The following is a 13725-nucleotide window of genomic DNA, read 5'->3' as shown; positions in this document are numbered from 1 at the left end:
TGATGATCGCAAAACCCACGCCCCCACGCCGTCCCCGCTGGCGCAGCCTGGCCTTGCTGGCCCTGTGCCTGGCACCGTTACTGTGGCCGTTGCACCATCTGGCCGAACGCTACTACCAGCAAGAGCTGGCCTCGCAGAACCGCCAGACCCTCGACCTGTATGTCGCCAACCTGCTCGGCACCCTGCACCGCTACGAGACCCTCCCGCAAATCCTCGGCGACCTGCCGGCATTGCGTGGCGTGTTGGCCGACCCGTTCCGCCTGGAAGCGGTGACCAACGCCAACCGCCTGCTCAAAGACATTGTCCAGCAGACCGGTGCCGAGGTGATGTACCTGATGGACGTCAGCGGCAACACCCTGGCCGCCTCCAATTGGGACAAGCACGACAGCTTCGTCGGCCGCAATTTCGCCTTCCGTCCCTACTTCAACGAGGCCATGGCCGGGCATCTGGGCCGTTTCTTCGGCCAGGGCACCACGTCGGCCAAACGCGGCTACTTTTTCGCCGCAGCAGTACGGGACCGTGAGCGGACCGTGGGCGTGCTGGTGGTCAAGGTCGACCTGGATCACACCGAAACCCTGTGGGGTCGTACCCCTGAGCAGTTGTTGCTGACCGATCACAATGGCGTGGTCATCCTCACCTCGCGGCCCGACTGGCGCTTTCGTGCCACCCGTGTGCTGAGCGAGGCCGAGCGCCAGGCCATCATCGCCATCCAGCCCTACCCGACCCAGGCCCCGCAACCGCTGGTACTCAGCCCGGACGCCTGGATCTCCCAAACCCGCGACATCAAGGAAACCGGCTGGCAAGTGAGCATCCTTGCCCCACGCACACTGGTCGACCGCTCGGTACAGACGGTGATGGCAATCGGCGCCGGCACCTTGCTGGTGGTAATGCTGCTGGCCGGGCTGGTGATGCAGCGGCGGCGCCATTACATCGACCGCATCGACTTCGAGGCCCGTGGCCGCCAAGAGCTGGAAAAACGTGTAGCCGAACGTACCGCCGACCTCGAAGGCCTGAACACCCGCCTGAAAAGCGCCGTGCTGGAACGCGAGAACGCTCAGCAGGAAGCCGTGCGCGCCCAGGACGAACTGGTGCAGGCCGGCAAGCTGTCGGTACTGGGCACCATGTCGGCCAGCATCAGCCATGAGCTGAACCAGCCGCTGGCGGCCATTCGCAGCTACGCGGAAAACGCCGAGATCCTACTCGACCACCAACGCACCGAAGACGCACGCGGCAACCTCAAGCTGATCGGCGAGCTGACCGGGCGCATGGCCTCGATCATCGCCCACCTGCGCGCCTTCGCCCGCCGCGACCGCCACGCCCCGGAAAGCGTGGCCCTGCAGCCGGCCCTGGACGATGCCCTGGCGCTGCTGGCCAAACGCCGCCGGGCAATGGCCGTAGAGCTGATCCGCGACCTGCCTGAAGCCACTTTGTGGGTACAGGCCGGTGAAACCCGACTGCGCCAGGTGCTGGGCAACCTGCTGGCCAATGCCCTCGATGCCCTGACCGAAAAGGCCAACCCGCGCCGTTTGTGGCTAAGTGCCGAGCAACGTGATGGCTGCGTCTACCTGTACATCCGCGACAACGGCCCCGGTTTCAGCCGCCAGGCCCTGGAGCACGCCAAGGAGCCGTTCTTCACCACCAAGACCCGTACCCAGGGCTTGGGCCTTGGCCTGGCCATCTGCGAAAGCCTGATGCGCGCCCTGGGCGGTGAACTGCTGCTGGCCAACCACCCGGAAGGTGGCGCACTGCTGACCCTGCAGCTGCGTGTGGCCGCGCCTGGCGCTACTTTGCCCAATTCGGAGGACCCCTCGGCATGACCACCGAGACACTGATCGACAGCCGAGCCCAGGTCATCCTGGTCGACGATGACCCCCACCTGCGCCAGGCCTTGAGCCAGACCCTGGACCTGGCAGGGCTCAAGGTAGTCGCCTTGGCCGATGCCCAAGGCCTGGCCGAGCGAATCGAGGCCGACTGGCCGGGCGTGGTGGTCAGCGACATCCGCATGCCCGGTATCGATGGCTTGCAGTTGCTGGAACAACTGCACAGCCGCGACAGCGAACTACCGGTGCTGCTGATTACCGGCCATGGCGATGTGCCGCTGGCAGTGCAGGCAATGCGCGCCGGGGCTTATGACTTCCTGGAAAAGCCGTTTGCCACGGACGCCCTGCTCGACAGCGTGCGCCGCGCCCTGGCCCTGCGCCGCCTGGTGCTGGACAACCGCAGCCTGCGCCTGGCGCTAAGCGACCGTCAGCAGCTGGCCACCCGCCTGGTGGGCCATTCACCGGCCATGCAGCGCCTGCGCGAGCAAATCGGCGCCTTGGCCGGCACCCGTGCCGATGTGCTGATTTTGGGCGAAACCGGCGCAGGCAAAGAGGTGGTGGCCCGTGCCCTGCACGACCTTTCCAGCCGCCGCGACGGCCCGTTCGTGGCGATCAACGCGGGGGCACTGGCCGAGTCGGTGGTCGAAAGCGAGCTGTTCGGCCATGAGCCCGGCGCGTTCACCGGCGCGCAGAAGCGGCGCATCGGCAAGTTCGAATTTGCCAACGGCGGCACGCTGTTTCTCGATGAAATCGAGAGCATGAGCCTGGATGTTCAGGTGAAACTGCTGCGCATGCTGCAAGAGCGGGTGGTCGAACGCCTGGGCGGCAACCAGCTTATCCCGCTGGATATCCGCATCATCGCTGCCACCAAGGAAGACCTGCGTCAGGCCGCAGACCAGGGGCGCTTCCGCGCCGACTTGTATTACCGCCTTAACGTCGCACCGCTGCGTATTCCGCCGCTGCGCGAACGCGGCGATGACATTCTGGTGTTGTTCCAGCATTTCGCCGATGCCGCCAGCCAGCGACATGGCCTGTCACCGCACGCGCTGCAGCCAGCACAACGAGCCCTGCTGCTGCGTCACGACTGGCCGGGTAATGTGCGCGAACTGCAGAACGCCGCCGAGCGCTTCGCCCTTGGCCTGGAACTGGCCCTGGATGGCCAGGCACCTCCGGCAGCAGCACCCGCAGCACCATTGCTGAGCGGCAACCTCAGCGAGCAGGTGGAGCAGTTCGAACGCTCGCTGATCGCTGCCGAACTGGCCCAGCCACACAGCTCCATGCGCAGCTTGGCCGAGGCGCTGGGCATCCCCCGCAAAACCCTGCACGACAAACTGCGCAAGCATGGCTTGAACTTCGACGGAGGCAGTGGCGGGCATGACGAACAAGAGGACAATCGTTAATGAGCACCGATAGCCAGTATCTGCAGTCCGTACTGCACAGCGACATCCCCCTGACCCGCGAAATGGGCCTGGAAGTGATCGATTGGCAGCAGCACACCCTGCGCCTGCAGCTGCCGCTGGCGGCCAACGTCAATCACAAAAGCACCATGTTCGGCGGCAGCCTGTACTGCGCAGCGGTGCTGGTGGGGTGGGGCTGGTTGCACCTGCGCCTGCGAGCGCTGGGGATCGATGACGGGCATATCGTCATTCAGGAGGGGCAGATCAGTTATCCACTGCCAGTTACCGGCACGGCGGTGGCGCGTTGTGCAGCGCCGGACGAGAAGACCTGGGAGCGATTCCTGAACATGTACCAACGGCGCGGGCGGGCGCGGTTGACGCTGGAGACCACGGTAAGCAATGCCGGTAGTGACGAGCCTGCCGTTACCTTCAGCGGCCAGTACGTTCTGCACCGCTAGCCCAACAGCCTTGCGCAAAATCCAAAGGCTCCCACAGCAAAACCCCGTCAGATCAGGTTAAGGAACGCCTGGCGCCAGGCAGCATTTGCCGGCAACGCCAGGAAATACGGGTTAAGCAACGACTCGCGCGGTGGATACCGGAACGGCAACCCATCCAGCCCGATGACCTCGCCCCCGGCCCCTTCCACCACACCCTGCGCCGCCGCAGTGTCCCACTGCGAAGTCGGCGCCAGGCGCGGATAGCAATCGGCGCTACCCTCAGCCAACAGGCAGAACTTCAACGAGCTGCCAACGTTGGCCAGTTCCAGCTCCCCCACCGCAGCACCCAGCCCGGCCAGCAGCGCTTCCTGCTCCGGGCTGGAGTGCCGGCGGCTGGCAACCACGGTGAAACACTCACCTGCAGGAGGCGCGTTACGCACCTGAATCGCCTTGGCAGCCTCACCCGCGTCGGCCCGCCAGGCACCCAGGCCGCGACCACCGAAATAGCAGCGCCCGTTGGTCGGCATCGACACCACGCCGAACACCACCTGGCCGTTTTCGATCAGGGCGATGTTGACCGTGAACTCTTCGCTGCCGGCGATGAATTCCTTGGTGCCATCCAGCGGGTCGACCAGCCACCAGCGGCCCCAGCCCTGACGCTCGGCCAGGGGAATATTGCAATCCTCTTCGGACAGCACCGGTATGTGCGGCGCCAGCGCCAACAGGCCATCGGCAATCACCCGGTGCGCCGCCAGGTCGGCAACGGTAACCGGCGAATCGTCGGCCTTGTTGGTCACCGCCACATCGGCGCGCCAGAACGGCAGGATCGCCTCGCCTGCCGTCAGTGCCAGCTTGACCACTTCGTGCATCAGTTGCAGGTCGTTCATAGCTCCAGCAAACCCCGCTGAATCAACAGGTCACGGGCCAGGTAAAGCGCCGCCAGGGCGCGCCCCTCGGTGAACTGCGGGTGCATGGCCAAGGCCGAAAGCTCACGCAGGTTGACCTTGTCGACCCGCATCGGCTCCGGCTCGTCGCCTTCCAGGCGCTCTTCATACAGCTCGCTGGCCAGCACCACCTGGATCTTCTGGCTCATGTAGCCCGGCGACAACGACAGCTCGGTCAGGTGCTCCAGCTGGCGTGCGCCAAAACCGGCTTCTTCCTTGAGCTCCCGGTCGGCGGCCGCCAGCACGTCTTCGCCAGGCTCGATCAAGCCCTTGGGCAACGACAACTCATATTCATCGGTGCCGCCGCAGTATTCTTCCACCAGCACGGCATGCTCGGCGTCGAGCATGGCCACGATCATCACCGCACCGTAGCCATTCCCCCGGCCGACCAGGCGCTCGTAGGTGCGCTCGTTGCCATTGCTGAAGCGCAATTGCACGGCTTCGACGCGAAACAGGCGGCTACTGGCGACGATTTCGCGGCTGAGTACGGTGGGTTTCTGGCGCATGGGGCGGCTCCTTGGCGTGAACGGGTTACTATACCGTGGCTTGCCGACTGATCGAGAGTTTCCCATGCCTGTTCTTCCCTGGTCCGCCATCGATACCGTCCTGCTGGACATGGACGGCACCCTGCTCGACCTGCATTACGACAACCGCTTCTGGCTGGACCACCTGCCCCAGCGCTATGCCGAGCTGCACGGGGTAAGCCGCGCCATGGCGGAAATGGAGCTGCAACCGCTGTTCGAACGCAATGCCGGCACCTTGAACTGGTATTGCCTGGATTTCTGGAGCCGCGAGCTGCGCCTGCCCATTCGCGAGCTGAAGCGGGAAATTGCCGACCTTATTGCCCTGCGCCCGGATGCCGATACCTTCCTGGCTGCGATTCGCCAGGCAGGCAAGCGCGTGGTGATGATCACCAATGCCCACCGTGATTCACTGTCGCTGAAGCTGGAGCGTGTAGAACTGGCGCCGTACTTCGAGCGGCTGATCAGCTCCCACGACTATGGCTACCCGAAGGAAAGCCCGCAGTTCTGGGATGCCTTGCAGGCGGATATCGGCTTCGAACCGGGGCGCAGCCTGTTCATCGATGACACGCTGGCGATTCTGCGCAGTGCGCGGCGCTTTGGTGTGGGGCACCTGCTGGCGGTGCGGCAGCCCGATAGCAAGGCGCAGCCGCGTGATACCGAGGAATTTGCAGCGGTCGAGGATTATCGGGAGTTATTGGTAGGCCTGTGAGGCCCCATTCGCGGGCGCGCCCGCGAAGAGGCCGCTACAGGCTTTAGAGATCAGTCAGGAATACGCAGCACCTGCCCCGGATAAATCTTGTCCGGGTGCGTGAGCATCGGCTTGTTGGCCTCAAAGATTTTGTTGTACTGGTTGGCATTGCCATAAACCACCACAGAGATGGCCGACAGCGTGTCGCCCTTCTTCACCGTAACAAACCTGGCCGCCGCCACCACTGGCCCGGTCACAGTGATCTGGTCATCGACACTGGCCACACCATTGATGTTGCCGGCTGCGAGAATGATCTTCTCCTTCTCTTCCTGGCTGGCCACTTCTCCCTTGAGGATGATCTTGTCTCCCTCTACAGTGGCGGTGATGTTCGGGTTGCCCAGGCCGACACTTTCCACGTGTTTCTTAAGCTGCTCTTCGGCATTGGCGTTGCCAGGGGTCAGCAGGTCGATCAACTTCTCGCCGGCTTCCTTCACGAAACTGAACAGGCTCATTGCGCTCTCCTTGTTGACGAAACCTCGGACACAGGAGTCTAGGCCAGCTTTGCCACTCTCGCCCCATGCGGCCAATCGACGCGGTCTATCAAGGCATAGAGCCTAGCGATTAGACGCCGCTGGCACGCAAGCCTAGGCTTGTGCAATCAGAAAGCCGCCGGTATTCAGCGCCCCCGATGAACAGCAAACCTCCGGTCTGCGCGGCCTCATCGCCCTTGTCCATGCCCGCCGCCAGCAACAGATACGATTACGTCCAGCTCAGCGACGCCAAACGCGACAGCACCCCGCTGGCCGAGGAAGTGGCCCTGGCCATCGTCTATAACGGCCTCAACCAGGCGGTGATGCTGGTCAGCCCCACCGATTTGGAAGATTTCGCCGTGGGCTTCAGCGTCGGCAGCGGGATTGTCGAAGGCACCGCAGAAATCTACGACCTCAAGCTCTCGGGCAGCGGCTCGGCGATGTATGCCGACCTGGAAATTTCCAGCCGGGCATTCTGGAACCTGAAGAACCAGCGCCGCCAGCTGGCCGGCACCAGTGGTTGTGGCCTGTGTGGGGTCGAAGCCCTGGAGCAGGCGCTGCCGGAACTGGCCGTGCTGCCGGGTGCCCCCCTGCCGCCGGCCCAGTGGCTGGCCGGCCTGCGCGAGCGCATCGATGCCTTCCAGCCTCTGGGCCAGCACTGCGGCGCCGTACATGCGGCACTGTTCATGGACCGCCACGGCGAATTGCTGCTCGGCCGTGAAGACATTGGTCGGCACAACGCCCTCGACAAGCTGATCGGCGCCTTGCTGCGCCAAGGCATCGACAGCCAGGGCGGCCTGGCCATCGTCACCAGCCGCTGCAGCCTGGAGCTGATCCAGAAGGTGCTGCGCGCCGGTATCCAGACCCTGGTCAGCCTGTCGGCGCCCACTGGCCTTGCCCTGCAATGGGCACGCAAGCACAACCTCAACCTCATCCATTTGCCCAAGCACAGCGCACCGCGGGTCTACAGCCCAGCGGCGGAGTCGTAACAGCCGTGACCTCGTACCAGCACCTTCCGGACAACGCCCCAGCCTCTACCCCTCGCTACAAGCCCTACCACGGCCCCGCCGGTGGCTGGGGCGCACTGCGCAGCGTGGCCAAGGCCTGGGTCGGCAGCGATAACGCACTGAAGAACATTCGCGCCCTGCTCAAAACCAACCAGAACGGCGGTTTCGACTGCCCCGGCTGTGCCTGGGGCGACTCGCCGGAAAACGGCATGGTCAAGTTCTGCGAGAACGGCGCCAAGGCGGTGAACTGGGAGGCGACCAAGCGCCGTGTCGATGCGGCCTTCTTCGCCCGTTACAGTGTCACCTCGTTGCTGCAGCAGAGCGATTACTGGCTGGAATACCAGGGGCGCCTGAGCGAGCCGATGGTCTACGACGCACCCAGCGACCGCTACCTGCCTATCCGCTGGGAGGCCGCATTCGCCCTGATCGCCCGCGAGCTGAACAAGCTGGCCAACCCGGACCAGGCCGAATTCTATACCTCGGGGCGCGCCAGCAACGAAGCGGCGTACCTGTACCAACTGTTCGTGCGCGCTTACGGCACCAACAACTTCCCCGACTGCTCGAACATGTGCCACGAGGCCAGCGGCGTGGCCCTGGGGCAAAGCGTCGGGGTTGGCAAGGGCACCGTCACCTTCGACGACTTCGAGCATGCCGATGCGATCTTTGTCTGGGGCCAGAACCCCGGTACCAACCACCCTCGCATGCTCGACCCGCTGCGTGATGCGGTGAAACGTGGCGCCCAGGTGGTGTGCGTAAACCCGCTCAAGGAACGTGGCCTGGAGCGCTTCCAGCACCCGCAGAACCCGCTGGAGATGCTGACCAACAGTGACCGGCCAACCAACACCGCGTTCTTCCGCCCGGCGCTGGGCGGCGACATGGCGATGCTGCGCGGCATGGCCAAGTTCGTCCTGCAATGGGAACGCGAAGCCCAGGCCAAAGGCGAGCCGGCCGTGTTCGACCATGCCTTCATTGCCGAGCATGGCCATGGCGTCGACGAGTACCTGGCTGTGGTGGATGCCACGCCGTGGGAACACATCCAGGCGCAGTCCGGCCTGACCCTGGCCGACATCGAGCTGGCCGCGCGCATGTACTGCCGTGGCAAGCGGGTGATCATGTGTTGGGCAATGGGCATCACCCAGCACCGCCATTCGGTGCCGACCATCCAGGAAATCGTCAACCTGCAGATGCTGCGCGGCAACATCGGCGCGCCAGGCGCCGGCCTGTGCCCGGTGCGCGGCCACAGCAACGTGCAGGGTGACCGTACCATGGGCATCAACGAGCGCCCGCCGGTGGCCCTGCTTGACGCCCTCGAAAAGCGCTTTGGCTTCCCCGTGCCCCGGCACAATGGCCACAACACCGTCGAAGCCATCCACGCCATGCTCGACGGCCGCGCCAAAGTATTCATCGGCCTGGGTGGCAACTTCGCCCAAGCCACGCCAGACACCGAGCGCACCGCCCAGGCGTTGCGCAACTGCGAGCTGACCGTGCACATCAGCACCAAGCTCAACCGCAGCCATCTGGTCCACGGCAAGCAGGCGCTGATCCTGCCGTGCCTGGGCCGTACCGACATCGACCTGCAGGCCGACGGGCCACAAGCGGTGACAGTGGAAGACTCGTTCAGCATGGTGCATGCCTCCAACGGCCAGCTGAAGCCGCTGTCGACGCAAATGCGCTCGGAACCGGCAGTCGTTGCCGGCATCGCCGCCGCCACCCTGGGCAAGCAACCGGTGGACTGGCACTGGCTGGTGGCTGACTACGACCGAATCCGCGACCTGATCGGCGATACCATCGCCGGCTTCAGCGGTTTCAACCAGCGCCTGCAACACCCAGGTGGCTTCTACCTGGGCAACAGCGCCGCCAGTCGCGAATGGAAGACCAGCACCGGTCGCGCCAACTTCAAGGCCAACCTGCTGCCGGATTCGCTACTCGATGAGCGCGTGCGCGCCAGTGGCCAACTGCCGGACCTGATCATGCAGTCCATGCGCTCGCACGATCAGTACAACACCACCATCTACGGCCTGGACGACCGCTACCGGGGCGTGCGCGGCCAACGTGAGGTGCTGTTCGCCAACGAAGCCGACATCATCCGCCTAGGCTTCCAGCCAGGGCAGAAAGTCGACATCGTTTCGCTGTGGGGAGATGAGCATGTGCGCCGGGTGCAAGGCTTTACCTTGCTGCCTTTCGACATCCCGGCCGGGCAGGCGGCGGCGTATTACCCCGAGGTGAACCCGCTGGTGCCGCTGGAGAGCATTGGCGATGGCAGCCACACACCGACATCGAAGTTCATCGCGATCAAACTGGAGCGCGCGCGGGACGACGGGCGCATCCTGTAAAAACGAAAAAAGCCCTGTTCCGTTGGGGTTCAGGGCTTTGTCATAAAGGTCTCAGACAGCCGAAAATCGATAAAGTTTCACAGCAAATACAGTAACTTAGAGAATTGTGTACAACTCGTGTTACTCGTCGGATTTCCGTTGCCAGCCAGGCCGCTTAGCCTCAAATTCGCCTCGTCATCCCTATGAGGCTCTCTTGATGAAGAAGTACTCCTCGATTCTGTTGTTGTCTTTCAGCTTGCTCAGCGGCGTTGCCATGGCAGGCGGCACCACCGAGGCCGGCATTGGCGGCGCATTGGGTGGGGTACTGGGCTCAGTGGTGGGCAACTCCATCGGCGGTAGCACCGGCGGCGCCATTGGTGCCGGCCTGGGCGGCGCGGCAGGCGGTGCCCTGGGCGCGGACAAGCGCCAGCGCGGTGAGGCCGCTATCGGCGGCGCACTGGGCGCGGCAGGCGGTAACGTGGTAGGTCGCTCGGTGGGCGGCACCACCGGTAGCTACATTGGCGCGGCAGCCGGCGGTGGTGCCGGTGGCGCACTGGGTAACTACATGGGCAACAAGGCCGACGAAGACGAGCGTCATGACGATCGCCGCTACCGTCGCGGCTACGACGACCGTCGCCACTACGACCGTGGCCACCATTACGGCCACCGCAAGCACAAGCGCCACTGGCGCGACTGATGCCTGAGGGCCTCGCCCCGGCAGCAAAAGCCCCGCCCCTTGTGGCGGGGCTTTTTTATGCCTGTGGTTCAAGTACAAGGCCGGACAGGATCGCCTGAAGCGCCTCTGGCAGTGCCACAGGCCGGCCACTGGCACGCTCGATGAACACCTGCACCACCGTGCCCGCCGCGCACGCCTCTGATTCGCCTGGACGGTAAAGCGCCAAGCGGTACTCCACCGTGCTGCCCGCCAGGCGCGTCACTCCCAACCCCACCTCCAGCACGTCCGGGAAGCCCGGCAGTGCGTAGAAGTCCGCCGCCGAACTGACCACGAAGGCCGCCAGTTCGCCGTCACGCAGGTCCAGTTCGGCCTGTTCGACGAAAAATGCCTGGATGGCGGTTTCGAAAAAGCCATGCACGGTAGCCCCGGCGATATGGCCGTTGATGTCGTTGTCCGAAGGGCGGGTGAGGACGGTGTGGAAGTGGGAGAAGGCAGTGCGCTGAGGGGATTCGGTCATCTGTCTGGCTCTTGTCTTCGCAATTGATGCTGACAGTGAATCAGAAAATCCAGGTTTGCGCTGCCTGCGCTCCCCTGTGGGAGCGGCCTTGCTGATTTGCAGGAACAAAAAAGCCGCCCCTGGGGGCGGCTTTCTCGTTGCGGCTGGCTCAGCTTACAGCTGTGGACCAGCGGCCTTGATGGCGTCGGAAACTTCGAACTTCTTGAAGTTTTCGATGAACAGCTTGGCCAGACCTTTGGCGGCCTCGTCGTAGGCAGCTTTGTCAGCCCAGTTGGTGCGCGGGTTGAGCAGCTCGGTTTCAACGCCCGGAACAGCCTTCGGCACGTCCAGGTTAATGATGTCCAGGTGCTCGGTTTCGGCACCGACCAGCGCGCCGCTCTGGATCGCAGCGATCACGGCACGGGTGGTCGGGATGCTGAAGCGCTTGCCAACGCCGTAGCCACCACCGGTCCAGCCGGTGTTGACCAGGTAAACCTTGGAGTTGAAGCCGTTGATGCGCTTGATCAGCAGCTCGGCGTACTCGCCAGCCGGGCGCGGGAAAAACGGTGCGCCGAAGCAGGTGGAGAAGGTCGACTTGATGCCGCCGCCCGAACCCATTTCGGTGGAACCGACCAACGCGGTATAGCCGGACAGGAAGTGGTAGGCCGCCTGCTCGTTGTTCAGGATCGAAACCGGAGGCAGTACACCGGTCAGGTCGCAGGTCAGGAAGATGACTGCGTTAGGCTCGCCGCCCAGGTTCGCTTCGGAGCGCTTGGCAACGTGCTCCAGCGGGTAGGCCGCACGGCTGTTCTGGGTCAGGCTGACATCGGTGTAGTCGGCGTGCTTGTTGGCGTCGAGCACGACGTTTTCCAGCACCGCGCCGTGCTTGATGGCTTTCCAGATCACCGGCTCGTTCTTCTCGGACAGGTCGATGCACTTGGCGTAGCAGCCACCTTCCATGTTGAAGACAACGCCTTCGCCCCAACCGTGCTCGTCGTCACCGATCAGGTAACGGCTTTCGTCGGCAGACAGGGTGGTCTTGCCGGTGCCGGACAGGCCGAAGAACAGGGTCACATCACCTTCTTCACCGATGTTGGCCGCGCAGTGCATTGGCAGCACGTCGGCAGCCGGCAGCAGGAAGTTCTGCACCGAGAACATGGCTTTCTTCATTTCACCGGCGTAACGCATGCCAGCGATCAGCACCTTCTTCTGGGCGAAGTTGATGATCACGCAACCGTCGGAGTTGGTGCCGTCACGCTCAGGCTCGCAGACGAAGTTGGCGACGTTCAGGACCTGCCACTGGTCGCGGCCAGCCGGGTTGAACTGCTCCGGGTTGATGAACAGGCAACGGCCGAACAGGTTCTGCCAGGCAGTCTGGGTGGTCATCTTCACCGGCAGGTAGTGCTCGGCAGCCGCCCCTACGTGAACATAGGAAACGAAGTGATCCTGGGCGTTGTTGAACGCCTCGACGCGAGCCCACAGGGCATCGAACTTGTCGGCCGGGAACTTGCGGTTGATCGGGCCCCAGGAAATGGCGTCCTGGGTGGAAGGTTCTTCGACGATGAAACGGTCAGCCGGCGAACGGCCAGTACGGTGACCGGTCTCTACGACCAGTGCGCCAGTATCGGCTAGTACACCTTCACCGCGTTGCAGCGCTTCTTTTACCAGCTCATCGACGCTCAGGTCGGTGTACACGGTGTTGTTGGCTTGCGTCATGAGATACCCCATCCGGCCCGAGGCCGAGTGCTCCAAACGTTTTGTAGTTGTCTTGAAAAAACTACTACAGCGAAAAAAGTGGCCGGATTATGCCAGAAACGCCCAAAAAAAGTAGGCCCCTCCTGTCAGAACTGCGCTTTTGCGCAATTCGACAGGAGATTGTCCTGTGATTAACCGTTTCAGTGGCGAGTTTCTGAGGCCACGTCAGTGCCGCCACCAGCAAACAGTTGCGCCACATCGCTGGCATCGAAGAAATAGCGCTCGTTGCAGAACTGGCAATCGATCTCCACCGTCCCGCCGCACTCTTCTACCAGCGCCTTGGCATCGTGCTCGCCCAGGCTGACCAACGCATTGCCGGAGCGCTCGCGCGAACAGCTGCAATTGAAGCGCAGCGGCTGGATATCGAACAGGCGCACGGCATCTTCGTGGTACAGGCGGTGCAACAGGGTTTCGTTGCCTTCGGCCCACTCTTCGGGCTTGAGGGTCTTGGCCAGGGCCACCACGTGCTGCCAGCTGTCCTCACGCTCTTCATCATCCGGCTGGCGATCACGCGGCAGCTGCTGCAGCAACAAGCCACGGGCCTTGCCGCCTTCGGCATTGAGCCAGAAGCGCGTATTCAACTGCTGCGACTGAATGAAGTAGTTGGTGAAGCATTCCGACAGGTTGGCGCCATCGAGGTCGACGGTACCCTGGTAGCGCTGGCCCTTGACCGGGTCGATGGTCAGGGTCAGGTGGCCGTCGGGCATCAGTTGCGACAGGCTGGCATCCGCCGGGATCTGCTCCGCTTCGTAGCGGGCCATGCCGCGAATTTCGCGATCACTGGAGCATTCCACCATCAGCAGCGGAATCGGCCCCGCCGAGCGCGCCTGCAAAATCAGCAAGCCATCGAACTTCATCGCGCCGACCAGCAAGGCGGTGGCGGCCATCAGTTCGCCGAGCAATGCCTTGACCGGCTGTGGGTACTCATGGCGCGCCAATACTGCGGCGTAGCTGTCATCCAGAGACACCCACTCGCCGCGCACATCGCGCTCGTCGAAGATGAAACGTTGGGTGAAATCGGTATCAGGCAAATCGCTCATAGGTTTTGGCTATCTAAAAATGATGACAAAATGGTTACAAGGGTTATCGGAAACCTGCGAGAACCCGTGACAGAGCGCTCACAAGGCGCTCCGATTCCT

Annotated in this window: 13 protein-coding genes; 7 read left to right on the top strand and 6 right to left on the bottom strand. The window is 63.4% G+C overall.

All coding sequences use genetic code 11. The annotated features are described in order from the left end of the window. Nucleotides 1-2: 2 nt before the first annotated feature. The 3 genes from Q9451_RS01360 to Q9451_RS01350 are packed head-to-tail and all read left to right on the top strand — an operon-like array spanning nucleotide 3 to nucleotide 3675. Nucleotides 3-1817: an ATP-binding protein gene (locus Q9451_RS01360; protein ID WP_012270069.1), complete on the top strand. Its 1815-nt coding sequence runs from the start codon at nucleotides 3-5 to the stop codon at nucleotides 1815-1817. Next, entirely contained in the window at nucleotides 1814-3220 is a 1407-nt protein-coding gene (locus Q9451_RS01355) for a sigma-54 dependent transcriptional regulator (protein WP_060493554.1), read from the top strand. The genes Q9451_RS01360 and Q9451_RS01355 overlap by 4 nt, the downstream gene beginning before the upstream one ends. Continuing rightward, nucleotides 3220-3675: a YiiD C-terminal domain-containing protein gene (locus tag Q9451_RS01350; protein ID WP_060493555.1), complete on the top strand. Its 456-nt coding sequence runs from the start codon at nucleotides 3220-3222 to the stop codon at nucleotides 3673-3675. Before Q9451_RS01355 ends, Q9451_RS01350 begins: the two co-directional genes overlap by 1 nt. 47 nt (nucleotides 3676-3722) lie before the next feature. On the opposite strand, the gene cysQ is transcribed toward Q9451_RS01350, so the two are convergent. Together cysQ and nudE are read right to left on the bottom strand one after the other, a co-directional pair. Continuing rightward, nucleotides 3723-4541 carry a 3'(2'),5'-bisphosphate nucleotidase CysQ gene (gene cysQ, locus Q9451_RS01345; RefSeq protein ID WP_012270066.1) on the bottom strand — a complete coding sequence of 273 codons (819 nt, stop codon included), beginning with the start codon at nucleotides 4539-4541 and terminating at the stop codon, nucleotides 3723-3725. After that, on the bottom strand, nucleotides 4538-5104 hold the full coding sequence (nudE, locus tag Q9451_RS01340) for an ADP compounds hydrolase NudE (RefSeq protein WP_012270065.1): 567 nt from the start codon (nucleotides 5102-5104) through the stop codon (nucleotides 4538-4540). Before nudE ends, cysQ begins: the two co-directional genes overlap by 4 nt. A gap of 64 nt (nucleotides 5105-5168) precedes the next feature. Here nudE and yrfG point away from each other — a divergent pair, with 64 nt between their 5' ends. Beyond that, nucleotides 5169-5831, top strand: coding sequence for a GMP/IMP nucleotidase (gene yrfG / locus Q9451_RS01335; protein ID WP_012270064.1), 663 nt, complete (start codon nucleotides 5169-5171; stop codon nucleotides 5829-5831). Nucleotides 5832-5881: 50 nt separating this feature from the next. Here yrfG and lysM read toward each other — a convergent pair whose 3' ends face one another. After that, a complete protein-coding gene (gene lysM / locus Q9451_RS01330; RefSeq protein WP_012270063.1) occupies nucleotides 5882-6322 on the bottom strand; it encodes a peptidoglycan-binding protein LysM in 441 nt (146 codons plus the stop codon). A 176-nt stretch (nucleotides 6323-6498) separates the two neighbouring features. Between lysM and fdhD the strand changes: the two genes are divergently transcribed. The 3 genes from fdhD to Q9451_RS01315 all read left to right on the top strand — a co-directional run bounded on the left by fdhD (nucleotide 6499) and on the right by Q9451_RS01315 (nucleotide 10356). Beyond that, entirely contained in the window at nucleotides 6499-7329 is an 831-nt protein-coding gene (gene fdhD / locus Q9451_RS01325; protein WP_012270062.1) for a formate dehydrogenase accessory sulfurtransferase FdhD, read from the top strand. A 5-nt stretch (nucleotides 7330-7334) separates the two neighbouring features. After that, the gene (locus Q9451_RS01320; RefSeq protein WP_012270061.1) at nucleotides 7335-9680 is read left to right on the top strand and encodes an FdhF/YdeP family oxidoreductase; all 2346 of its coding nucleotides are present in this window, start codon (nucleotides 7335-7337) and stop codon (nucleotides 9678-9680) included. 196 nt (nucleotides 9681-9876) lie between these two features. Continuing rightward, entirely contained in the window at nucleotides 9877-10356 is a 480-nt protein-coding gene (locus tag Q9451_RS01315; RefSeq protein WP_012270060.1) for a glycine zipper domain-containing protein, read from the top strand. A 55-nt stretch (nucleotides 10357-10411) separates the two neighbouring features. Here the strand turns inward: Q9451_RS01315 and Q9451_RS01310 are convergent, their stop codons facing one another. The 3 genes from Q9451_RS01310 to hslO form a co-directional block, all read right to left on the bottom strand. Next, nucleotides 10412-10852, bottom strand: coding sequence for a thioesterase family protein (locus Q9451_RS01310; protein WP_012270059.1), 441 nt, complete (start codon nucleotides 10850-10852; stop codon nucleotides 10412-10414). A gap of 153 nt (nucleotides 10853-11005) precedes the next feature. Further along, nucleotides 11006-12547, bottom strand: coding sequence for a phosphoenolpyruvate carboxykinase (locus Q9451_RS01305; RefSeq protein WP_012270058.1), 1542 nt, complete (start codon nucleotides 12545-12547; stop codon nucleotides 11006-11008). Between the two features lie 179 nt (nucleotides 12548-12726). Further along, nucleotides 12727-13626, bottom strand: a complete 900-nt coding sequence (hslO, locus tag Q9451_RS01300) for an Hsp33 family molecular chaperone HslO (protein WP_171577236.1) — start codon at nucleotides 13624-13626, stop codon at nucleotides 12727-12729. Nucleotides 13627-13725 lie beyond the last annotated feature (99 nt).

It is taken from the genome of Pseudomonas sp. NY8896 (genome assembly GCF_039634505.1).
Note: the sequence above shows the minus strand (reverse complement) of the source record. Positions and strands in the feature narration are given on the sequence as shown.